This is a genomic window from Isosphaeraceae bacterium EP7, assembly GCA_038400315.1.
In the GTDB taxonomy this organism is placed as follows: Bacteria; Planctomycetota; Planctomycetia; order Isosphaerales; family Isosphaeraceae; genus EP7.
This window is the reverse complement of the sequence record CP151667.1, coordinates 3721031-3743579: the sequence shown is the minus strand read 5'-3', so window position 1 is coordinate 3743579 and position 22549 is coordinate 3721031. Positions and strand designations below refer to the sequence as shown.

Here is a 22549-nt window from a genome sequence, read left to right as displayed (position 1 = left end):
CCGGATTGGCGTCGCCAGGATGGCAGGAAGCGGTACCATGCCGCGGCGCATCGGCGTCCGCGAGGAAGCGGGAGCCGTGCGCCCCCCTCCCACGCCCGACGTCGGAGGGCGTTTCCGAATGCCGAGGTCTGCCGATGACGCCGAGTCGCTGCCTGTTCCTGCTGATCGCGGCCTCGGGCCTGGCCCGGCTCGCCTGGGCCGCCAATCTCGGCCTGGGCAACGACGAGGCGTACCACTACCTGTACACCGTCCACCCCGCGTTGAGCTACTTCGACCACCCGCCGATGCTGGCCCTGGTCGCGGCGGTCGGCCCCCTGCTCGGCGGGGGCAATGCGTCAGAAATCATGCTGCGGCTGGGCTTCATCGTCATGTTCGCCGGCTCCACCTGGCTGCTGGCCCGGCTGGCGAGCCGTGCTTACGGCCCCTGGGCGGGCTTCTATGCGGCGCTCGCCCTGAATGTGAGCGCCTACCACACCGCCGCGGCGTCGACCTTCGTCCTGCCCGACGGCCCGCTCCTGTTCTTCTGGCTGCTGACCCTCGACCGCCTGGCCGCGGCGCTGGAATCGCCCCGAACGAGCCTGCTCCCCTGGGCCTGGGTCGGCCTGGCCTGGGGAGGCGGGATGCTGAGCAAGTACCACGCGGCGCTGCTGCCGATGGGGACCCTGCTCTACATCCTGGTCGAGCCCTCGGCGCGCAGCTGGCTCAAACGCCCGGGGCCCTACCTGGCCGCGGCGCTGGGGCTCCTGCTGTTCTCGCCCGTCCTGATCTGGAACGCCGAGCACGGCTGGGCCTCGATCGCGTTCCAGGGGGGGCGGGCCGTCGGCAGCCTGACGCCAAGGCCGGACATGCTGGCCAAGGCCATCGGCCTGCAGGCGCTCTACCTGTTCCCCTGGATCTTCCTGCCGCTCTGCCTGGCCCTGGCCGGAGCGGTGCGCTGCCTGAAGGCCGGCCCTTCCACGGACGCCGAGTCTCGCCTCAGGAAGTTCCTGGCCTGCCTGGCGGTCCTTCCGCTGGGGCTGTTCGCGGCGATCTCGTGCCTGAAGCCGGTGCTGCCGCACTGGGCCCTGGTCGGATTCCTGTCGCTGTTCCCGGCCGTGGGGGCCGCCTGGGCCGCGAGATCGGAGGCGAGGCCCGCGCGGATGCGGCGCGAGGTGGGTCTGATGGCCGCGCTGCCGCTGGTCATCGTCCTGGCGGTGCTCGCCCACCTGAGGATGGGGATCTTCCAGAGCAAAGGCGCGGATGAGTCGACCTCGATGGGCCTGGTCGCCTCGTCGGCCGACCCGACGCTCGACATGATCGGCTGGGACCGCGTGGCCGACGAGTTGAGCCGGCGCGGCCTGCTCGATGACCCCGAGACGTTCCTGATCGCCAGCAGCTGGTATCGGGGGGGGCAGCTCGCCTACGCCTTGCGAGGAAGGTCGAACAAGCCGGTGCTCTGCTACAACCAGGCGCCCAATTCGCGAGGATTCGGCTACTGGAGCCGCCCGGAAGACTATGTCGGCCGCGACGGCATCTTCATGGCGATCAACCGGCGGTCGACCGAGCCCGGCTACCTGGATCGCTGGTTCCGCCGGATCGAGCCGATCGGCTCCTTCCAGATCAGTCGTCGGGGTTCGCCGGTGCGGACCGTCGACCTCTACCGCTGCGTCGGCCAGAAGAAGCCCTTCCCGTACGCGCCGGCCGACTCGGACGCCCCCGCGCTGGCCTCGAAGCCGTCGGCGACTGCGCCACGCTGAAATCGTGCGGAGATGCTCCCCAGGAAAGGTGGATCTTGATTCTCGTAGGCTGCGGGCCAACCATGGCCGGGGTTTGTCCGTATCAGACCGAAGATCGGGCCGCAATTCCTCCTCCCAAGCGAGCCGCAACGTGACGATCCAACAGGCCGACGCGCCCCCGGACGCGGATAGGCCGCCGCCGGAGGTCTACGAGGCCCTGGCCGCGGCGACGCCCGCTGAACGCGCCGAGATCGTCCTGCGCCTGATCGAGGAGCATCCCAGGAACCGCCTGGTACTCCCGGCCCGCGACGGCAAGCCCGCCATGCTCGACGGCGTCGACCTCGGCCCCGAAGCGCTCGAACGCCTGGGAGGTCGCCGCGCCTCGGCCCCCTGGTTCGACCCGGCGACAGGCGGTGCGGTGCTGCACAACGCCGACCTCCGGGGCGCCAGCCTTCGCAAGGCCAACCTCCGCCGGGCCAGCCTGAGCGGGTCCAACCTGGAGGGGGCACGCCTGGGCGAGGCGATGCTGGAGAATGCCCGGCTCGATGAGGCCAACCTCAAGGATGCCGACCTGGCCGCGGCCCATCTCTCCGGCGCCATCCTGGGCAAGGCCGACCTCCGAGGGGCCATGCTCGAGGAGGCCGAGCTCGACGGCGCGAGCCTGCGGTTTGCCGACCTCAGCGGGGCCACGCTCGAGGAGGCAGACCTCCAGCGTGTCGACCTCTGGGGCGCCAACCTCGGCGGAGCGACGCTCACCAAGAGCGACCTCCGCGACGCGAGGTTCGACGAGGCCGACCTGCGCAGGTCGGACCTCAGCGGCGCGAACCTACGGGGCGCCATCCTCAAGAGCACCGACCTGCGCGAGGCCAACCTCAGGGGCTCGGATCTGCGCGAGGCCGAGCTGCTGGGCGCCAACTTCGGCGGCGCGATCCTGCGAGATTCCAAGCTCCAGGAGCTCGACCTGACCGTCTGCGACATCTCGGGCGTACACCTCAGCGGCGCCAACCTCGATGGCGCCCGCTTCGGCCGCGAGCAGATCGGCGACGCCATCGGCGAGGAGCGGGCCGAGGTCTACGACCAGGCTCGCAAGGGCTACCTCGTCCTGGAACGCGCCTTCGGCAATCAGGGCGACCACGACGCCTCGGCCTGGGCCTACCGCAAGCGGCGGCGGATGCAGAAGCTGCTGGCCAGGAACCGCGGGAAAGCGGCCCTCGCCGCGCACGACTGGCCGCAGGCCATCCGGTCCTACGCCACCTACATCACCGACCAGTCGGTCGAGTGGATCTGCGATTACGGCGAGAGCATCCCCCGGGTCTTCGGCTCGGTCCTGATGCTCTATTTCATCTTCATCATCATCTACGGGGTCACCGGCAGCGTGGCGCGCGAGCACGAGACCCCGACAGGCCCGCACTTCCTGACAACCAGAAACCCGGTCGACCTGGCCATCTTCAGCATGCTGGCGATGACCACCGGCAGCATCGGGATCCGCCTGCTGCCGGCCAGCGACCTGGCCCTGACGCTCGTGGGAGTCCACGTCTTCCTGGGCGTCGCCCTCATCGGCCTGCTCGGCTTCGTGCTCGGCAACCGGATTCGCCGCTGACCCGAGATCATCCCCCGGCGCCGCTCAGCTCTGTGCGACCTTGCTCAGCAAGGCCTCGATCTGGGCCAGCAACTGGGTCAGCTCCACGGGCTTGGTGTGATGGTCTTCGCAGCCTGCGGCAATGACCTTGTCGCGGTCGCCGCTCATGCCGTGCGCCGTGACGGCGATGATGGGGATACGGGCCGTCTCGGCGCGGGCGCGGATGGCGCGGGTGGCCTCCCATCCGTCGAGCACGGGCATGTTCATATCCATCAGGATCAGGTCGGGCGATTCCGAGACCGCCATGTCCACCGCCTGCCGGCCGTCGCTCGCGTGGGCCACCTCGTAGCCCCTGCGGGTCAGGCGGCGCGAGAGGATCTCCCAGTTCTCGGGATTGTCTTCGGCCACCAGGATCTTGAACATCGCGTCTCCTCTGCGGCGGGCCCGCGGGCCTCGGCCTGCTTCCGTCCGTCCGCCCATCGTCCCTGTTCAGGGCTTGGCTTCGGCCTTGACCTTCAACTGTTCTTCGATCTTCTGGAGCAGGCGGGGGAACTCGACCGGCTTGCTGTCGTAGTCGTCGCAGCCGGCCTCGATGGCCTTCTCGCGGTCTCCGGCCATGGCGTGGGCCGTCAGGGCGATGATCGGCGTGGTCCTGGTCCGGTCGTCGGTGCGCAGCCGTCGGGTGGCCTCCCAGCCGTCCAGCTTGGGCAGGCTCATGTCCATGAGAATCAGATCGAATGAGCCGGCGAGCGCCATCTCGACGCCCTGAATCCCGTCGCCGGCTGCCTCGACGTGGTAGCCCTTGCGCTCCAGTCGCCTGGAGAGCATGTCGCGGTTCAGCTCATTGTCCTCGACGAGGAGGATCTTGGTCATGGGTCGGTGCCTGCTCGCGTCCGTGTTGGGTCTGGCTGGGTCGGGGTGATCTCGGGAACTAGCCGAGGGGAATGGCCATCGGCCTGGGCAATGCCACGGCCACCGGCGGGGGCGCGGGGAGGGGCGGCGGTTTCCGGCGCAGGCTCGAGCAGACCTCGCGCCGCAACTGTCGCAGCAGGTCCTCGCGAGAGGTTTCACCTTTGCGTAAGTAGCCTAGCACGTCGCCGTTGAGCCGCCGCCGATCTTCCTCCGTCAGGTCTTTGGCCGTCAACACCAGCACGGGGATGCCGTGCCAGGCCTCGCGCTTGCGCACCTCGGCCATGAAGGCGAATCCGTCCATCTCCGGCATCATCAGGTCGAGGAGGATCAGGTCGACGTGGGTCTCTTCCAACTTCTCGAGCGCAACCCGGCCGTTCTCCGCCTCGATCACCGTCCAGTTGTCATGCTCAAGCATGTCTCGCGCCAGTTGACGGCTCATCGGCTCATCCTCGACGACGAGCGCCACGTGCGACGAAGCGATCCGGCGGCGATACTTCGACAGGATCAGGGAGAGCCGCTCGCGGTCGATCGGCTTGGTCAGGTAGTCCGACGCCCCGAGCGCATAGCCCAGGTTCTTGTCGTCGATCATCGTGAGCATGATGACGGGGGTGTCGGCCAGCTCCGGCTCGGCCTTCAGGGCCGTCAGCACCGACCAGCCATCCATCCCGGGCATCAAGACGTCCAGGGTGATGACGTCGGGGCGGATGTCCCTGGCCAGGGCGATCCCCTCGGGCCCGCCCCGGGCGCAGACGACGCGGAAGCCCTCTTTCTCCAGGGTCCGACGCAGCAGGTCGTGCACGACCGGATCGTCGTCGATGACCAGGACGAGGCTTCCGGGGCCCGCCTCGGGCAATTGCCTGGCGGGCGGCCCGCTCACCTCCGGGTCGGCGGCAGGAGCGACGACCGACGCGGGCAGGCGGATCTCGAAGGTCGAGCCCAGGCCGAGCTCGCTGCGCGCCGTGACGTCGCCGCCCATCATCCTGCAGAAGCGCCTCGTGATCGTCAGGCCAAGGCCGGTGCCGCCATACTTCCGAGTGGTCGAGGCGTCGGCCTGCGAGAACGGCTGGAAGAGCTTGCCAAGCTGCTCGGGCGTCATGCCGATGCCGCTGTCGGAGATCTCCATCGAGAAACCGCCGCCACCGGGCAGGGCCGTCGCCTTCAGGCCGACCTTCCCCTTCTCGGTGAACTTGGCGGCGTTGCTCAGCAGGTTCAGCAGCGACTGCCTGACCTTCGTCAGGTCGGCGTGCATCGAGCCCAGGCCGGGCGGGCAGGTCACCTCGATCACGTTGCCGTTCTGCTCCATCAGCGGGCGGATCGTGTCGACCACGCCGTGGATCATCTCGGCCACCTCGAACGTCTCCAGGAACATCTCCGCCTTGCCCGCCTCGATCTTGGAGAGGTCGAGCACGTCGTTGATGAGCTGGAGCAGGTGCTTGCCGGACATCCTGATCTTCTTCAGGTCGGACGCCGCCGCCTCCTTACCGTCGTCCTCGGCCTCTTCCAGCAGCATCTCGCTGTAGCCGATGATCGCGTTCAGGGGAGTGCGCAGCTCGTGGCTCATGTTGGCCAGGAAGGTGCTCTTGGACCGGTTGGCCCCCTCGGCCTGCTCCTTCGCCTCGCGCAGGGCTTCCGACACGATGCGCTGCTCGGTCACGTCGGTGTTGGTGCCGAACCAGCGGACGATCTTCCCGCGCTCGTCGCGCACAGGCAGGGCGCGGGACAGGTGCCAGCGCATCTCCCCGTCGAACCGGCGGAGCGGGAAGCTATCTTCCCAGGGGACGCCCGACGCGAGCGCCGCGTCGAACTTCGCCAGGACCCGGGGCAGCTCCTCGGGGTCCTGCACCGTCTTCCAGCCCCAGCCGCCCATCTCCTCGGCGGTCGTGCCGGTGTACTCGTACCAGCGCTGGTTGTACCAGTAGATGTAGCCGTCGGGCCGGCACATCCAGGCGAGCTGCGGGATCGAGTCGGCCATGACCCGGAACCGCTCCTCGCTCTCGCGCCTCGCCTCCTCGTCCGCCTTGCGGCGGCTGATGTCGGCGAAGGCGACCACGCCGCCGATCGGCTTGCCGTCGCGGAACATCGGCGAGGTCCGATATTCGACGGGAAAGCTCGTTCCGTCGGCCTTCCAGAAGGTGTCGTCGTCGGTGTGGCTGTGGCCGCCACCCTCCAGCGTCAGCTTGATGGGGCACAGATCGGCGGGCTTCGGCGAGCCGTCGGCGTTGGTGTGATGGATCGCCGAGTGCATGTCGCGGCCCAGCAGCTCGCCGGCTTCGGTGTAGCCCAGGATCTTCAGGGCCGCCGGGTTGCAGAAGGTGCAGCGGCCGTCGGTGTCGACGCCGTAGATCCCCTCGCCCGTCGACTCCAGCAGCAGCCTGACCTGCTCCTCGCTGTCGCGGATGGCCTGCACGGTCCGATTACGCTCGGTGATGTCGCGGATGTAGGCGGTGAACAGCGGCTGGCCATGCTCGACCGGCACGGCCGTCACGGCCAACTCGGCGGGGAACTCGGTGCCGTCGGACCGGCGTGCGGGGACCTCCACGCGCCGGCCCAGCACCTTCTTCAGGCAGGCCGCCGCGTCGCGCTGCAGGTCCTCGCGGAACTTCTCGCGGTCGCATGGGCGGAGGATCAGGCCCACCAGGTCCTTGCCCACCGCCTCGTCCCGCCGATAGCCGAACGTGCGTTCGGCCGCCGCGTTGAATTCCAGGATCGTTCCCGAGTGGTCGGCCGTCACGATCGCGTCCGGGGCGCTCTGGAGCACGGCGGCCTTGCGAGACTCCGAGCAGCGTACCCTCTCGGCGGCCCTCAGCCGCAGAATCGCCTCGCGACGAACCAGGTAATAGGCCGCCCCCAGCAAGCCCAGCGACAGCAACGTGGCGAACGTGAACGTGGCGAGCGACCAGAGGACGCTCGCACGCGCCCAGGCCGTCCGGCGGGCCAGCAGCAAATCTTCCCGGTGGCGGATGTCGGCGACCAGCCCGCGGACATCCGCCAGCGTCTTCAGGCCCTGCCCTCGCGAGATCGCCTCACGCGCCTCCTCGAACCCCTGTTCGCGGCGGATATTCAGGTTCATCCGGACGATCGCCTCGCGGCGCTTCGTCAGCCGGCCCAGCGCCTCGACGGCGGCGAGCTGCTCGGGGCTGTCATGCACCAGGACGCGGAGCCGGTCGACCGAAGCGTCGACCGACTTGAGGTCGGCCTCGAACCGGGACAAGTGGTCCTCGACGCCCGTGATGATGTAGCCGCGCTGGCCCGATTCGACCTCGCGCATCGACAGGACCACGCCCTGGAGCGTGCCGATCACCTCGCGGGTGTGGTCCACCCACTCATGCGACTGGACAATGCCCCGGACGCCCCAGAACGCGATCGAGGCATTCGCCACGAGCACGACCAGGGCGAGCACGAATCCCGCCTTGAGCTTCCGATCGATCGTCCCGCTCATCCCCGGCCCCCTCTTGCGCACAATCGCGGCACCCCGGCCCAGGGCCAGGCACCTTCACTGGATTGTACCGCGGCGAGGGAAGGGGGGGAGGGAAAAGTCGTCTCGACCACCCATCATGTCCGGCTTGACGGGCGCCCCACGACCAATGGGCTCAAGAAATGGAGAACTGGACATCCCATTTTCCCGATCGGATACGGCCTCAGCTCGACTGATGCAGAAAGCCAGTAGCTACGCCACCGGGGCCAAGGCGTAGAACAAGACATTGTGGAGCGACTCGGGGAGTTGATCCACGGCCAAGCCCCCGCCGGCCTGTGGAAAAACTCATTCCCGCCACGGCCAGCGACGCACGCAGGTCTGGGCATCGGAGGTAGTCACGCCCACCTTGCCCGGCCACTCCACCCGCTTCGACTCGGGCAAGCTCAGATCCAGCAGGGCTATCACCGTATCGAGACCGAACAGGCACGGGGCGGCCCGCAGCACCGTCCGCCGGCACCAGCCCCGTGTGCTCTCCAATCCGAGAAGACACCGAGCTTCCTGGAAGGTCGTCTCCGGGTTCCAGCAGCCGGCATAGGCCTCGATCATCGCCGTCGCCGTCGCCGTCATCGCCGGATCGGTGCTGAAGAAGGATTCGTCCCGATGCGTGCCCGTTCGATCCTTGACGGACACCCGGACGATCGGCACCAGGCCCTCTCCCGCCTTGTTACAATGACCCGCGCCGGTGGTCACGCCCACCTCTCGCTCCCCCCGCCGTACCAGGCCACCTCCTGGACCTGAAGCTCAGCCCCGGCCACCGCCTGCTTCGGCTTGGGGCGACGCGGCCCCTTCACCGGGGGACGCCCCTTGCCCGAGTACACCGGGGGCGGCTCGAACGGGTTGGCCTCGGGGTGGAGCTTGCTGACCAAGCTCAGGCGAAGTCGATGGCGGTACGCGAACCGGGCCATCTCGTGCGTGCCGAAGCCCGAGTCGCCGACGAAGACGAACCGGCGATCGGGGAACCATAAGAGCATGACTAGCAAGCGCGTGCTAATGACCTGGGCGGGCGTGCGGTGGGGCCGCCGCCGCTTCTGGTCCTCCTCCTTGTGCGGTACAGGTCCACGAGCACGGGCAACGCCCAGGGGCGGTTGGCCCAGGGGAAGCGCATGAGCACGGCCAGGACGACCCACTTGTGGCCGTAGCGCCAGGCGGTGTAGCCGTGGCTGGATCGGACCGGGTCCCGGTGCCGGGCCTTGCCGTAGACCTTGCGTCCGGGATGACCATCGACCGTATCATCGCCGACGAGGATGACCGCCTGATCCGCCGGGATCAGGGCCAGGACGATGCGGCACAGTTGACAGGCCAGGTGGAGGGCGGACAACTCGGCGGACGAAAGGACCCGCTGGTAGGTCGTGACATGCCCCTGGGCCAGGGGGGCGGCGGAGCGAAGGATGTTGGCGACGGTGCGTCGTCCGGTGGTAAGGATGGCCGAGCCGAAGAGAGTGACGAAGCGGTGCAAGGTCGGCCGAGTGAAGACCGGGGAGAGGGCGTCAAGCAATGGTCGGGCTTCGGCGGGTAGAATCATCGAGAGCCGCCCTCGGTTGGGAGCCTGGGAAGCGTGTGCTACTACCCATGCTACCGCCGAGGCGGCCCACCGAAATCGGCATCAATCGAGCTTAGAGGGGCTCACCGCAAAGCAACGAGAGAATGGAGTACGTTGATACATCAAGGTTGCGTTCAAGTGCGAATTAAGGGAGTGGCATGCGAGCTGACGTCGCCTCGATTTCGGCTCGCTTCAGGCGGACCACGATGGGAAGCCGGGAACCGAGGATCAAGTTGCGACCATCCTCCAGCCTGAGGTCTTCGAGATAGTTGACCCAGGTCGTGTAGCCTGGTGCGTTGATGCGCACGCCTTCGAATATAAAAAAGACGAGTTCCGGGCTCCCTGCGACGGGCAGAAGGCCTCCAAATCGGTGCTTGAGCTGCCTTTCGAGGATTGCGGACTCAATGACCGTGACCCTCCCGCCCTCATCGGTCAGGTACGGGGGCGGCATCTCGTGGGCGGGTGTGTTCTCTCTGCGGAGGTCGCCGGTTTGGAGCTCAGGACGGCCTCGCCAGTCCGTGTGGAGCCACGGCATTTCGACCTCGGCCCCCTGGAGCGGCGTTCCTGTGGCGTCGTCGAGGACGATGATATCGAGCCAGACGTGGGTCTTGATGCCGATCACGACAAACCCGAGCTTCCGCTTGACCGTCCCCATGTAGATCCAGCAGCCGACCGCCACAAGTGCGGAAATGAGCATGGCCGAACGGACCGTGAGCCGTAACCGGAGTCGTCGGGGTTTCGCGGATGAGGTCGTTTCGGCATGGGTGATCACCGGCGTATCCTCGCTGGGCCAGGCCCCGAGGCCACGAGCGATCGTGAGTCGGAGGAAGAAGTCGATCGTACCCGGGCCGGGTTCATGAGGGCCAGGACGAAGGGCGGCAGGGCGAGGCGAGAACTTGCAGCTGTCGAGCTAAGTGATCGTGATGGCGGAGAAAGCGATGAGATGGAACTTAAGCTTGAGCATCGAAACACTCCACTCGAAGGTCATCCGATCAAGCCTGGCAGCAAAAATAGAGCGAGGGATCACAGCTGTCAATTAAAACTATCCTATTTTGACGCTCCTACGGCGATCACGGCGAGCCTGCGATCTCGATGGGGTCGCGGCGAGGATCGTGATCGGGGACATTCCCATCATGTTCGGCACCTCGTTGATCCGAGTGGTGCGTGACTCGATCGGGTTGCCGCCGGGTCGGTCGTCATCGTTCGAGACGGTGACATCGCGGCCGATGACCGCACCTCGTCAACCGCGACGTTGCCCGGCAACGAGCGGAGCGGTTGGGCCTGGATTAAGTCGTGGGGGGTCGCCTCCGGACCGCCGGTTTCGCCTGAAGATGCAGATAAACCCCATCGCTGAGCTATTCGGGAAAAATCCCGAAAAGTAGGGACGAAATCGCGCGTTCGAACGATGGTATCTACGGGGCCATCACGCGCGTCGAACGAGTCTCGCGTCCCGACGCCCCTCGGGATTGTTGAAAATCCGCATGCAACACCCGGACATCTGTTCCGAAGAATTCAGACGGCCTTGCCAATGGTCACTCAACTTGAAATCCGAGGCGAGTCCGGGCTTGTGCCATGATCGAGTGACTCGCGAAAACGAAACGAACCCAAATGCCATTATGGCAGTCGATTTCGACTGAGTAAGATGTGTTCCATTGAATCCATCATCCTCGTCGGAAACCCTCCTCATTCTGAACTTGCGACAGTTCATCGATCGGAGGTCGAAAACGAAGCCAACTGCCAGATTGGCAGCCTGACACCGGGGATGGACATCGCGGCGGGTCGTTGCGATCGGCCACGAACTTTCCGATCATTCCCCTGGACTTGGGCTCCGGGGTCGTGTCCAATACATGTTGAAGAGACTCGGTCAAGGTCGCCGGCGGCGGGCTCGGTCGCGTTCTGGGAAATCCCGGTTGCGACCTGAGCGAGCCGCCGAGCATCCCGCTCGATTCGGGCGAAAGGACGACCACGATGGGTACGCGTCGAGATTTCCTGGGAGACGTCGGGCGGGGCATGCTGGTCGCAAGTGTCGGCTCCGGCACGGCCATCGACATGGGGCTTACGCCCGCGCGTGCCGACGAGGACGGTGGCGGTGGCGGCGAGCGGCTCGCATTCGGGTCGCTTGAGCCGCTCGTTGCTCTGATGCAGGAGACGGCGGTCAGCGACCTCGTCCCGGTCCTGATCGGCAAGATCCGCGGCGGGACCGATCTGAGGCAGCTCGTGGCGGCCGCGACCCTGGCCAACGCGCGGACGTTCGGCGGCGAGGACTACATCGGCTTCCACACCATGATGGCCCTCGCCCCCGCCCTGCACATGGCGAGCGAGCTGCCCGAAAGCCGCCGGGCCCTGCCCATCATCAAGGTGCTCTACCGCAACACCGCACGCATCCACGACCACGGCGGGCGGGCCTCGGAAGTGCTGCGCACGGTCGGGCCGGGCGAGCTCTCGGCCGGTCACAATTCCGCCGAAGACCTCCGCGACGCCGTCCGCGCCAAGGACATGGACCGGGCCGAGCGCACCTTCGCCGCGATCGCCGGCGTCTCGCCCGAAGAGGCCTTCAACAGCCTGCTCGTCGCCGTCGAGGACAAGACCGAGGTCCACCGTGTCGTCCTCCCCTATCGCGCCTGGGAGTTGCTCGACGTCGTCGGCAAGGAACAGGCCCACACGATGCTCCGCCAGTCGGTCCGATACTGCGTCAAGGCCGAGCGCAACGGCGGCTACTCCGCCGAGGCCGAAGAGCCACGCACCCTCCTTCCCGCCCTGTTCGACCGGCACCACTTGCCCAGGACCTCCCCCGGCACGAAGAAGCCCGGCGACGAGTGGGTCGCCTCGATGTGCGGGACGATCTTCGACTCGAGCCCGGCATCGGCCGCCGACGCCGTCGCCGCGGCGCTGGCCGAGGGGATCGACCCATCCGACGTCGGCGAGGCGATCTCGCTGGCCGCGAACCAGCTCGTCCTCCGCGACGCTGGCCGCCCCGAGCGTTGGGCCTCTCCGGGCAAGCCTCCGGGCAGCGTCCACGGAGACTCGATCGGCGTCCACGCCAGCGACGCGGTCAACGCCTGGCGGAACATGGCGCGCGTGGCCAATCCGCGCAACGCCGCCGCCTGCCTCATCCTCGCCGGCTTCGAGGTCGCCCGCGACCGCCAGGCCCGCGACGCCGACTTCCGCAAGTGGTCGCCCCGCCCGCTCGCGGACTTCCTCGAATCCGTCAAGACCACCGACCCGAAGGGCCTGCTGAGGGAGGCCGAGACCGCGATCAGGGCCAACCAGCAGGAGATCGCATCCGCAGTCGTACAACGGTACGGAATGCTCGGCCACGACCCCGAGCCGGTCTTTGCGATGCTGCTCGGCTTTGCCGTCAGCGAAGACGGCGCGCTCCACGCCGAGAAGTATTACCGAACGGCACGCGAGGAGTTCACCTCCATCCGCCCCGCCTTCCGATGGCGGCAGCTCGTCTCGCTGGCCCGCGTGACCGCCAGCGAATGCGGCCGACCTGCGCCGGGCGTCGCCCAGGCCGTTGAGATGCTCAAGGTTTAGCTCGCCGGATCGCACGGGAGCGTGGACAACGTCGGCACAGCAGCGGCCGGCGTTGTCCGCGGCTCCCTCGTCGGGGCCGGATCCGCGGCGGGCAGCTCAGATTGACGGTCTTACCCATTGGGTGTACAAGCCACGAATTGACTTGTGAACGCCCCCCCACAGCCGGCCCCGGGGCCTGCGTGGCGCAGTCCCGCTCGTCGGGCCCCGCCCGGAGGCGACGAGGCAGCGCCCGCCGATCGACGGCTCCCATGCGAGTCCTACGATGCTGTCTCGACTCCTCGCATCGACCCTGCTCGCCGTGCTAGTCCCGGCATTTGCCGGCTGCAAGAGCCCGTCCAGCGCGCGTTACATCTATCAGGACGGCGAGTTCGGGGTCATCGGCATCCCCCAGAATTCTCCCTATGGAGGGAAGGATTTCCGCAAGCAGGCCGAAGAGCTGATGGCCATGCACTTCCCGGAAGGCCACGAGATCGTCCGCGCCGAAGAAGTCGTCGAGGGGCAGCGGGTGCTCGACAAGAGCCGGATGTACGCGATCGAGACCGATCCGACGATTAGCGCCTTCAATCAGAAGATCAACCTGGGCAAGATCGCGCAGACGAATTCCACCCAGCAGAAAGACTCGCTGCCGATCCTGGAGAGCCGGATCATCTACAGGCGCAAGACGAAGGAGGTGCCTGTCGGGTACACGAGCGTCGCGTCCCTGATGCCCGAGCTGTACCTCGACCCGAATGAAATGGCCCGGTGCCGCGAGAAGATCGAGCTGGCCGAGTTGCACAAGACGAAGACCACCACCGCGACGGTCATCGAGAAGACCAAGGACTCCTTGACCAAGCAGGCGTCCGTCGAGACGACGGTCAAAGATTGATTCGTCTTCCATGCGAACGATCGATCCCGGCCACGCAACGGGCTCTCGGGATCGATCGTTCCTGTCAATCCAACCTCAGACGCCGGGCGAGGAGCGTTCAGGCGGTCGTCCTGGCCGGCTCGCGGCTCAGCCCGACGCCCATGCCTTCTGCGGGAGGCGTGGCGGTCGCCCCCTTGCCCATCGCGATGATCTTGTCGCGGGCCTCGGCAAGGCTGAAGAGGACGGCCGTCGCTCCGACCCCGACGAGGCGTTCGGCGGCGGTCGCCGAACCGCCCAACTCACCCCAGCGGCCGACGAGCAGCGGCAGGTCGGCAAACCTGGCGCGGAGCCGACGGACGAGATAGCGGGCCTGTGACAGGCCGACCGGGGGCAGGTGCGAGATGACAACCAGCCTGGGGGAGCGGTCGGCGACGCGTTCGACCACCTCCAGCGGGCTCTCGACGTCGGCCTCCAACTCCAGGGTGAAACCGGCGGGCGCGACAAGTTGCGCCAGCATCCTCAGCACCAGGGCGTCGGCGGTGTCCTCCGCCGCCAGGCCCAAGACGGTGATCGGCTCGGCCGGCTTGCCGTCGGCAGGCGCCGCGGCCGACGCCGCGGCGAGGCTGAATTCGGGGGTGTCTTCCAGGCTGTCGAGCACCTCGCCGACGACCCGCCAGACGAAGGCCAGTTCCTTCTCGTCGAGTTCATCACGGGCTGCGTCGCGCTCAGCCCTGGAGAGCGTCGGGACCAGGATGGAGTCGAAGATCTCGGCGCGGGGCACCCGCTTGGCCTCCTCCTCGATGAATGCGATCGCCCCCTCCTGGTCGAGCGCCACCAGCCGCTGATAGAACCGGACGTCGGGCTCAAGCTCCGCCTCCTCGCCCAGCAGCGTGGCGAAGAACGAGAGGCTGGGCACGTATTTGCCCAGCACTGCCAGGCAGACCGTCAGCGGGGTCGACAGCAAGAGCCCCAAGGTCCCCCAGAGCCAGGTCCAGAACATCGCCGCCACTAGCAGGCCAAGGGCCGAGACGCCGGTCGTCTTGCCGTAGATGATCGGCTCCAGGAAGCTGTTCAGTGCCGTCTCGACGACGCCGAAGAGGGCGACCACCAGGATCGGCTGCATCCAGCCCGGGAAGTGGGCGAATGAGAAGACGAGCGGCAGTACGAACGCCACGGCGGGCCCGACGTAGGGAATAAACCGGAGCAATGCCGCCAGGCAGCCCCAGAGCACCGCGTAGGGCACGCCGATAACGGCCATGCCCAAGCCAATAACCAACCCGAAGCCGATGTTCATCAGCGCGAAGGTGCCAAGATACCGGGTGATGCGGCGGCTGATCTCCTCGCTGGTGCGCGTCGTCAGGGTCACCTGGCGGTGGCCGAAGAGCTGGATGATCCGGTCGCCCAGGTCGTCGCGACCGATGAGCATGAAGAGGACCAGGATGAGCACAAAACTGCCGACGCCCAGGAACTCCAGATAAGGCCCGATCGCCTCGCGCAACCGCTCCTGGAACGAGGGTGAGGAGACGACCTGCACCTTCTGGATCGCCTGTGGGGTCTGAGCCTCGGGCTCGGCCCCCTCCGCGGCGGCGGTGGCCGCCACCGTGGCCGGGGCCGCCGACGTGGTGGGCGCCCCCTCCATCTTGGCCGTGACACGATTGGCGAGGCTCGTCACCTTGTCCAGCGACGACTGTTGGCCCGGGTGGAGCACTCCACTGAGCTTCGCCTCGATGTTGTCCTGGTAATCGGGCAGCTTGTCCGCCAGCGAGGTGAGCTGCTGGCCGACCACGTAGCCGATGCCACCAAGCGAGACCAGCGTCAGCGTCCCGACGAGGACCACCGCAAACACCCGGTTGAACCGCCGACGCTCGAGGAACTTGACGGCGGGCGCCAGCGCGAAGCTGAGCAACACCGACAAGGCCAGCGGCTTGAGCACCTCCGCCGAGAAGTACATGAACGCGATGATGGCGAAGATCAGCATGGGCAGCTTGTACGGATCCGACAGCGATGATGCGTTCTTCGATGAGGCCATGAGTTCCTCGACGGGGCGAGCGACCGGGCTCGACTGTGGTGATGGACGGGGAGGGAGCCGCCCGCCGGCAAGGCTCGGGGGGCGCGTTCCGACGCCCGATCGACCGCGGTCGATCGGGCTGAGTCTTTCCCTTGCACAAATCAGGCCCGGCGAGCACCTCGCATCCCCCGTCTCGTCAAATTGAGCATCCGCGGGAACACTCGAAACGACCCCGGCGAGCCGATCAACCCGTGCCGGCTGGCCCTCACGCAGGACAGGGCCCGCGCCCCAGCCCGCACAAAAAGACACAAGCCTTTTCAAGACTGTGAGATAAGACACCGAAAAAGGTTCTATCCGCCCCGCACTCTCCGCTCGGCCCGGGTCGGCCGATACAATGCCTTGCCGGTGCACCGCAGGCCGATGCGGGGACACGCGGGCCGCCGGTTTCTATGCGTGCCGATCTCCCGGGAGCTGCTCTGGATGATGGACTCGGACGCGAACATCCACCCCGAGCGCACGATGTCCAAAGTCGTCGGCCTCTACCAGACGCTCCTCCGCCGGGCCCTGGAGCACTTCTTCCCCGACTCCACGCTCGACCTCGGCGGCGACCGCAGCTTCATTCTCGTCGACGACGAGCCCGGCCAGGGCCATTTCCGGTTCGCCGACGACCCCGACGGCATCGGGGTCGAGATCGAGTGGCTGCGGACCCGCTACTTCCTCTTACCGGGCAGCCCAAATCCCTTCCTGCCCAGCGAGCGGAGTCTACTCAAGTCGATCGTGAGGCTGCTCGACCTCCGGTTCCGCAGCCTCACCGAGCCGGTCGGGGTCGACCAGTTCGACCTGTTCCATTTCGCCGTCGAAGACATGATTCTGGCCGACTACCTCGGCTGCCGCGAGCCCACGCGGCTCGCCTCGGCGCTGGAGGCCATGCGGGTCGCGGCCCTCTCCACCTACGAGAACCGCCGGGTTTCCAGCGGGGTCCTGCTGATGGGCACCCACGGCGACCCCGCCTTCCCAGGCTGGATCAACTACGACGGCGCCCCCCGCTTCAATGCCCGGCTGACCGCCATCAAGGGGTTCCACCGCCTCTGCGACGGCGTCAACACCGTCTTCCTCGTCGACCTGCAAGGGGAGCTGGAGCGCACCATCGACGTGAGGCGATGGGCCGACCGCGCCTTCGGGGCGGCGGAATTGCCGGCCCCCTGCCCGCGGGCCTACCAGGCGCACGCCAAGGCGACCCTGGCCGGCGGCAACCTCTGCGTCGTGCTGACCCCCTCGCAGGAGATCAAGGTCTTCTCCTCAGGGACGCTCGCCTTCTCCTTCAGCGACGCGAGATGGAGGCTGATGGACCTCCCCGCTCGCTTCGGTGCCTGGTGCGAGGCCGTCGGCAATTCGACCCCGAAGGATCTCGCCTCGATCATCTTCCACGCCGCCCTGAATCTGGCCGAGGCCCGCACCGGCGCCATGTTCGTCGTCCTGCGAGACCCCGCCCGATCGGTCCCCGAGTTGATCGCCCCCAGCGACCGGATCCTCGAGGATCGGATTGCCGACGACCCGGCCGACCCCGACAACCTCTCCCCGCGCCTGGCCAAGCAGGTGCTCCACCACGTCGTCCGTGGCCAGACCATCGCCGAGGTCGACCCCACCGTGCTGGAATGCATCGCTAGCATCGACGGGGCCGTGGTCGTCGACACCGAAGGTCACCTGATCACCTTCGGTGCCATCCTCCGCATGTCCCCCGAGACCCTCAAGATCGCCAGGGCCGTGGAAGGCGCCCGGACCCTGGCCTCGCTGGGCACCTCATTCCACGGACCCGTCCTCAAGGTGAGCGAGGACGGCTTCATCAGCATGTATCTGGGCGGCCGGCGGATCTGGGAGATGTAACCCCCGGCCCCTCGACCGCCCGGCCCTCGATCAAGGGGCCGCCGGAAGGCGGCCGACGACGCTGTGCCGGCGCGATTCCTTGCTCGTGGCGGTCACCTTACGCTCATCGACACGCACCAACTTCATGATGCGTCCGGAGACGTTCCAGTCCTGGACGTACAGGTTGCCGTCCTTGTCCCAGGATGAGCCGTGCGTGCCGCTGAAAACGCCCTCGACCCACTTCTCCTGCGGCACGTTGTAGTTCCTGCCCGTCGCGGGATCGGGGTTGTTGCCGAGCACCGCGATGATCGTGTTGGTCTTGTCCAGGATGACCAGCCGCCCGTGCAGGTCGGGCACCGAGACGAAGTCGCCCTGCACCACGGCGGAGGTCGGCATGCCCAGGCCGGTGACCACCTCGTCGATGAACTCACCTTCCAGGCTGTAGTGCAGGAGGCGGCCCTTGGGTTGGTGGTTGCGGTCGCAGATCAGCAGACGGGGCGGCTCGTAGCGAGTGTCGAGCGTCATGCCGTGGGCGGTGTTGAATTCCTTGAGTCCGTTCCCCTTGGTGCCGAAGTGCGACAGATATTTGCCGGACTTATCGAACTTGAAGATGTGGTTACTCGCATATCCGTCCGACAGGTAGATCTCGCCGTTCGGGGCGACGGTGATCGCCGTGGGGCTGAATGCCTTCAGCTTCAGACCGGATTCCTCGGGGAACGGCAGCTTCAGGGCGATCTCGCCGGTCTGGGCGTTGAACTTGAGCCCTTCGGCGGCGGCGTTGCGGGCGCCGTAGATGAACTCGCCACCCGCTTCGTCGCGGATCTTCATGTCGTGGATGTCGGAGTATTTGTCGCCGAGGAAGCTGCGGATCACCTTGCCCGCGGGGGAGAAGACGAAGACCCCGGCGTGGGCGCTCGTGTAGATGTTGCCGTCCTTGTCGACGACGACACTTCCATGACACGGCCCGATCGCGGATTTCCCGTCCGGACTAAGGCCCCAGCCGGGAACCGTATCGAACGTCATCAGGCCGCACCCCATCCGCACGGGTCCGGCGTTTTCCGCTGCAAGGCTCGGCACCGCAAGCCCGAGGACGAAGGCGAATGCGGCGAAGGTCGGACGATGCTTCACGATCAAGGCCCCTGATTGCTTGAGAGTGATGCCGAATTCCGCGATCGTGCGCGGGCTCCTCAGGTCGTTTCGACCGGGGTTCCTCGAAGATGCGCGGGTTGTTCGGGATCAGGACAATGGCACACGGAGAGACTACCAGTCTCGACCGTCGTCCCATAGTTTCCTCCGGCTCCCGGCGACCTCATGACCATGAGAGCTCGCCGAGGTCCCTCTCGCTTCGCAAACCTGGACATCGTCGAGAGCACGAGGACCGCGGATCGCCGCCTGGTCTTCAGCGACCATGGAACGCTGGCTGACAGAACTCCGAAGACTTGGGGAACAACGGTCGAACGGAATCGGATCGAACCGAGGAAACCAGCGGCGCTCCCACCCCGAACCTCAATTGCCAGAACCTCGCGCAACTGGCAGACGAGCCCATGCCGCCCTGACTCCGGCGTCTCATCGGGCATGGTCCGATGAGACGTCGAGTCGGTCAGTGACAATCCGCGCATCTCTTTCGTCGAGACCGGCTTCCTCAACGGGAAGGCCAGAATCCGCACGTTCGACCACTCGTAATTGAGCGCCCTTGACGGCCGACTTTCGCGGGTGTCAGACTTCCTGCGCGGTCGCCCGAAGGCGGGCCCTGGGGATCCCTCGAGAGATGACCGGGGTATGATCGGGGTTCGAGCCCGACCTCGAGCTGCCCATCATCGGCAGTTCGTCTCGCTCGCCGGCGAGGAATTCGCGGACGGCGATCAGGTCGGCCTCGCTGATCTCGTGCTTCTGGGTGGCTTGCGTATTCATGGGTCGCTCACCAAGCCTCGGGGATGTGTCGCCCGGAGTCCTAGCCCTGTCGCGTTTGATGAGGGCGTCATCCGGCCCCGACCCTCATCCGTTTCAATAGGGTTGCCCAGATCGCAATTGCTGCGCCATTCCCGCTTGATCTGACCAGGTCGCCCGCCTCAATCTTCCAACGGAAACCGAACAGGCCACGTCGCCCTGAATGACAGATGCCCCCATGGAATCGCACGAAACCGCAGCCTTGTTCCACAGGTCGGTCTTCCTCACCGGGGCCACCGCCTCGGGCAAGACCGACGTGGCGCTCGCCCTGGCCCGCCTGCTGGACGCCGAGATCGTTGCGCTCGACTCGATGACGCTCTATCGGGGCATGGACATCGGCACCGCCAAGCCGACCGCGGCCGAGCGGGCCGAGATCCCCCACCACCTCATCGACGTCCTCGACCCCTGGGACTCGACCAGCGTCGCCGGCTACCGCGAGATGGCCGCGCGGGCCGCCTCCGCCATCGAGGGCCGAGGCAGGCGTACGCTCTTCGTCGGCGGCACCCCGCTCTATCTCAAGACCCTGCTTCGTGGCCTGTTCGAAGGGCCGGGGGCAGACGAGGCGATCCGAGGGGCGATGGAGGCCGAGGCCGACGAGCGGGGCAATGCCCACCTGCACGCCAGGCTCGCCGCCGTCGACCCCGAGACCGCGGGCCGGCTACCCATCGGCGACCGCCGCCGCGTGATCCGGGCCCTCGAGGTGCTGGCCCTCACCGGCCGGACGCTGGGCAGCCACCACGCCGAGCACGACAAGCCCGCGCCCCCCTGGGTGAACGCGATCGCGCTCTGGCGGCCTCGGCCGCAGATGCATGCGCGGATCGACGCCAGGGTCCTGTCGATGTTCGAGGCCGGGCTTGTCGAGGAGGTCCGCGGCCTGCTCGACGCCACCAGGCCGCTCGGGCTCGTGCCCTCCCAGGGGGTCGGCTACCGCGAGGTCATCGAATTGCTCGCCGGTCGTTGCACTCTGGCCGAGGCGGTCTTCCGCACGCAGGCCCGCACCCGCCAGTTCGCCAAGCGCCAGGAGACCTGGTTCCGGGGGCTCTCCGAGGTCCGGTTCCGACCCGTCGGCGACGAGACGCCCGAGGCCCTCGCCCGGTCCATCGCCGCCGAGGTCGACGCCCGACGTCCCCCGGATTGACCTTCCCCAATCCGGCCGATTCGGATATTTCAGCCGGTTATCGAGATGCCCGACGCATGGAAGCGTGGGGCCGCACCCGAGGGAAAGGGCCGCCCCCATGGGCCGACGACTCATCGCCGCCTCCTGGCTGGTGGCCCTGGCCACGCTCGCCGCCACCCCCCTGGCTGCTCCCGCGTCCCAGAAGCCCGAGCCCCAGTTCGAGCTACAGCCCCAGCCTCAGCCCGCCCCACCGGCCGGCGCTCCCCCGATCGAGCTGCCCCAGGGCGAGCCCGCCGACTTGCCGGCCCCCACCACGCCGGCCGCCGACGAGTTCAACACCCCCGCGCGGCCCCAGAGCCCACCCGCGGGGGCCGGTGCCGAGGCGGACAAGCTCGACACCCAGACGGTCCCCGCTCAGGCCCCCCCGGCACCGGCCGCAGCACCGGCCGCGGGCGCCCCAGCCGGCGGGATCGGCGAGAGCTACATCCTGCCGGGCGACAAGCTCTCCGTCGGCCCCCAGGCCGTCTCGGTCACCGTCGATGTTCGCGCCCCCAAGGTGATGAACCTCAACAAGCCGTCGACGCTCCAGATCGTCGTGAAGAACTCGGGCACCACCGACGCCTTCGACGTCGTCGTCCGGGATACCTTCCCCGAGGCGCTCGAGTTCCTCGAGAGCACCCCCCCGCCGGCCAGCCCCGCACCGACCCTGGCCTGGAGCCTGGGCACCCTGCCCGCCGGCGGCGAGCGGACCATCGACGTGAAGGTCAAGGCCATCAAGGTCGCCTCCTTCGAGCACTCCGCCACCGTCTCCATGAAGACCGGCGGCAAGTCGCGCACCCAGATCCAGGAGCCCCTGCTCAAGGTCGAGCCCCAGGCCCTGACCGCCAGGGTGCTCAAGGGGAAACCGGCCCGGTTCAAGATCAACGTCTCCAACCCCGGCACCGGCCCGGCCACCAACATCGTGGTCACCGTCAAGCTCGGGCAAGGCCTGAATCACACCACCCTCGGCCGCGACTTCCACCAGACCATCACACGGATCGAGCCCAACGGCACCGTCTCGCTGGATGAGTTCTCCGTCGACACCACGCTCGGCGGCGAGCAGGCCTGCATCGTCAGCGCCACCAGCCCCGACGTCGTCTCCAATGCCGACAACAGCAACGTCCAGCGCACCGTCAACGTCGTCGCCCCCAAGCTCGAGCTCAAGATCGTCGGGCCCCAGAAGCGGCCCACCGACACCCTGGGCAACTACACCATCACCCTTCAGAACAGCGGGACCGCCGAGGCCAGGGCCACCCAGGCCTGGGTCGCCATCCCCCCGGGAACCCTGCTCGCCTCGCAGCCCAGCGACGGAGGCAAGTACGACAAGGCCAACCGCCGGATCACCTGGGCCGTCGACCTCCTGGAGCCCAACGCCAGCCGCACCTTCACCTACCAGGTCAAGCTCGGCGGCGTGGGCGCCTACAGCTTCGCCGCCGAGGCCCTGGCGCAGGGACTGGCCCGGGTCAGCAACCTCTGCACCACCGACGTCACCGGCATCGCCGATGTCGACTTCAAGGTCGCCGGCAAGCACAAGGTCCTCGACGTCGGCGAGACCACCCTCTTCGTCATCGAGATGAACAACCACGGCTCGAAGGACGCCACCGAGGTCCGGGTCAACGCCATCGTCTCCGGCAACCTCAAGGTCGAGAGCGCCACCGTCTCGGGCACCGACGAGCCGGCTCAGAATGCCCCGGCCGACGGCGACCAGACCCTGGTCAAGTTCCCGCTCATCAATGACCTCCCGTCGTCGGCCTCGGGCACCGGCAAGATCCTGGTCATCGAGGTCAAGGCGGTGAAGCCCGGCCAGGCCGTCTGCCGCGTCCAGATCACCCACAGGGATCTCGACGGCGCCGAGATCGAGCACAACGCCTACACCCGCGTCATGGCCAACGACGCCTCCGGAGGCACCGGCCCCGCCGCCGAGCCGGCCCCCGCCGTCGGCGCCGCGCCGGCCAACAACCGCAAGTAAAGGC

The 22549-nt window shown here is 67.4% G+C and carries 15 protein-coding genes and 1 pseudogene; 7 read left to right on the top strand and 9 right to left on the bottom strand.

The genetic code is table 11. The features are described from left to right. Window positions 1-134: 134 nt before the first annotated feature. Both EP7_RS14490 and EP7_RS14485 read left to right on the top strand, forming a co-directional pair. Window positions 135-1736 carry a glycosyltransferase family 39 protein gene (locus tag EP7_RS14490; protein WP_463521863.1) on the top strand — a complete coding sequence of 534 codons (1602 nt, stop codon included), beginning with the start codon at window positions 135-137 and terminating at the stop codon, window positions 1734-1736. A 130-nt stretch (window positions 1737-1866) separates the two neighbouring features. Next, entirely contained in the window at window positions 1867-3315 is a 1449-nt protein-coding gene (locus EP7_RS14485; RefSeq protein WP_463521861.1) for a pentapeptide repeat-containing protein, read from the top strand. A 24-nt stretch (window positions 3316-3339) separates the two neighbouring features. Here the strand turns inward: EP7_RS14485 and EP7_RS14480 are convergent, their stop codons facing one another. From EP7_RS14480 to EP7_RS14455, 6 genes and pseudogenes are all read right to left on the bottom strand, one after another. After that, complete coding sequence (locus tag EP7_RS14480) at window positions 3340-3717, bottom strand: response regulator (protein ID WP_463521859.1); 378 nt, start codon at window positions 3715-3717, stop codon at window positions 3340-3342. 66 nt (window positions 3718-3783) lie between these two features. Beyond that, window positions 3784-4167 carry a response regulator gene (locus tag EP7_RS14475; RefSeq protein ID WP_463521857.1) on the bottom strand — a complete coding sequence of 128 codons (384 nt, stop codon included), beginning with the start codon at window positions 4165-4167 and terminating at the stop codon, window positions 3784-3786. Between the two features lie 58 nt (window positions 4168-4225). Continuing rightward, complete coding sequence (locus tag EP7_RS14470) at window positions 4226-7645, bottom strand: PAS domain S-box protein (protein ID WP_463521855.1); 3420 nt, start codon at window positions 7643-7645, stop codon at window positions 4226-4228. Window positions 7646-7966: 321 nt separating this feature from the next. Beyond that, the gene (locus EP7_RS14465; protein WP_463521853.1) at window positions 7967-8377 is read right to left on the bottom strand and encodes a hypothetical protein; all 411 of its coding nucleotides are present in this window, start codon (window positions 8375-8377) and stop codon (window positions 7967-7969) included. Continuing rightward, window positions 8368-9203 (bottom strand): annotated as a pseudogene (locus EP7_RS14460) (transposase). The gene EP7_RS14465 and the pseudogene EP7_RS14460 overlap by 10 nt, the downstream one beginning before the upstream one ends. A 163-nt stretch (window positions 9204-9366) precedes the next feature. Then, a complete protein-coding gene (locus EP7_RS14455; RefSeq protein WP_463521851.1) occupies window positions 9367-9918 on the bottom strand; it encodes a hypothetical protein in 552 nt (183 codons plus the stop codon). A gap of 1271 nt (window positions 9919-11189) precedes the next feature. Here EP7_RS14455 and EP7_RS14450 point away from each other — a divergent pair. Together EP7_RS14450 and EP7_RS14445 are read left to right on the top strand one after the other, a co-directional pair. After that, window positions 11190-12758 (top strand): hypothetical protein, encoded by a 1569-nt coding sequence (locus EP7_RS14450; RefSeq protein ID WP_463521849.1) that lies wholly within the window; start codon window positions 11190-11192, stop codon window positions 12756-12758. Between the two features lie 262 nt (window positions 12759-13020). Continuing rightward, entirely contained in the window at window positions 13021-13623 is a 603-nt protein-coding gene (locus EP7_RS14445) for a hypothetical protein (RefSeq protein WP_463521847.1), read from the top strand. A gap of 97 nt (window positions 13624-13720) precedes the next feature. Here EP7_RS14445 and EP7_RS14440 read toward each other — a convergent pair whose 3' ends face one another. Continuing rightward, window positions 13721-15631 (bottom strand): AI-2E family transporter, encoded by a 1911-nt coding sequence (locus EP7_RS14440; protein ID WP_463521845.1) that lies wholly within the window; start codon window positions 15629-15631, stop codon window positions 13721-13723. Between the two features lie 459 nt (window positions 15632-16090). Between EP7_RS14440 and EP7_RS14435 the strand changes: the two genes are divergently transcribed. After that, the gene (locus EP7_RS14435; protein WP_463521843.1) at window positions 16091-17494 is read left to right on the top strand and encodes a hypothetical protein; all 1404 of its coding nucleotides are present in this window, start codon (window positions 16091-16093) and stop codon (window positions 17492-17494) included. Between the two features lie 30 nt (window positions 17495-17524). Here the strand turns inward: EP7_RS14435 and EP7_RS14430 are convergent, their stop codons facing one another. Together EP7_RS14430 and EP7_RS14425 are read right to left on the bottom strand one after the other, a co-directional pair. Beyond that, window positions 17525-18601: a 6-bladed beta-propeller gene (locus tag EP7_RS14430; RefSeq protein ID WP_463521841.1), complete on the bottom strand. Its 1077-nt coding sequence runs from the start codon at window positions 18599-18601 to the stop codon at window positions 17525-17527. A gap of 588 nt (window positions 18602-19189) precedes the next feature. Then, window positions 19190-19384, bottom strand: a complete 195-nt coding sequence (locus EP7_RS14425; protein WP_463521839.1) for a hypothetical protein — start codon at window positions 19382-19384, stop codon at window positions 19190-19192. A 214-nt stretch (window positions 19385-19598) separates the two neighbouring features. Here EP7_RS14425 and miaA point away from each other — a divergent pair, with 214 nt between their 5' ends. Beyond that, window positions 19599-20558, top strand: coding sequence for a tRNA (adenosine(37)-N6)-dimethylallyltransferase MiaA (gene miaA, locus EP7_RS14420; protein WP_463521837.1), 960 nt, complete (start codon window positions 19599-19601; stop codon window positions 20556-20558). Between the two features lie 97 nt (window positions 20559-20655). Further along, entirely contained in the window at window positions 20656-22545 is a 1890-nt protein-coding gene (locus tag EP7_RS14415) for a COG1361 family protein (RefSeq protein ID WP_463521835.1), read from the top strand. The last annotated feature ends 4 nt before the right edge of the window (window positions 22546-22549 follow it).

Excerpts from the sequence above, each read along its gene's own strand:
- EP7_RS14425 (WP_463521839.1), bottom strand. The coding sequence starts at position 19,384 with ATGAATACGCAAGCCACCCAGAAGCACGAGATCAGCGAGGCCGACCTG.
- EP7_RS14435 (WP_463521843.1), top strand. The coding sequence starts at position 16,091 with ATGATGGACTCGGACGCGAACATCCACCCCGAGCGCACGATGTCCAAA.
- EP7_RS14470 (WP_463521855.1), bottom strand. The coding sequence starts at position 7,645 with ATGAGCGGGACGATCGATCGGAAGCTCAAGGCGGGATTCGTGCTCGCC.
- EP7_RS14415 (WP_463521835.1), top strand. The coding sequence starts at position 20,656 with ATGGGCCGACGACTCATCGCCGCCTCCTGGCTGGTGGCCCTGGCCACG.
- EP7_RS14480 (WP_463521859.1), bottom strand. The coding sequence starts at position 3,717 with ATGTTCAAGATCCTGGTGGCCGAAGACAATCCCGAGAACTGGGAGATC.
- EP7_RS14445 (WP_463521847.1), top strand. The coding sequence starts at position 13,021 with ATGCTGTCTCGACTCCTCGCATCGACCCTGCTCGCCGTGCTAGTCCCG.
- EP7_RS14475 (WP_463521857.1), bottom strand. The coding sequence starts at position 4,167 with ATGACCAAGATCCTCCTCGTCGAGGACAATGAGCTGAACCGCGACATG.
- EP7_RS14440 (WP_463521845.1), bottom strand. The coding sequence starts at position 15,631 with ATGGCCTCATCGAAGAACGCATCATCGCTGTCGGATCCGTACAAGCTG.
- EP7_RS14490 (WP_463521863.1), top strand. The coding sequence starts at position 135 with ATGACGCCGAGTCGCTGCCTGTTCCTGCTGATCGCGGCCTCGGGCCTG.
- EP7_RS14455 (WP_463521851.1), bottom strand. The coding sequence starts at position 9,918 with ATGCTCATTTCCGCACTTGTGGCGGTCGGCTGCTGGATCTACATGGGG.
- miaA (WP_463521837.1), top strand. The coding sequence starts at position 19,599 with ATGGAATCGCACGAAACCGCAGCCTTGTTCCACAGGTCGGTCTTCCTC.
- EP7_RS14450 (WP_463521849.1), top strand. The coding sequence starts at position 11,190 with ATGGGTACGCGTCGAGATTTCCTGGGAGACGTCGGGCGGGGCATGCTG.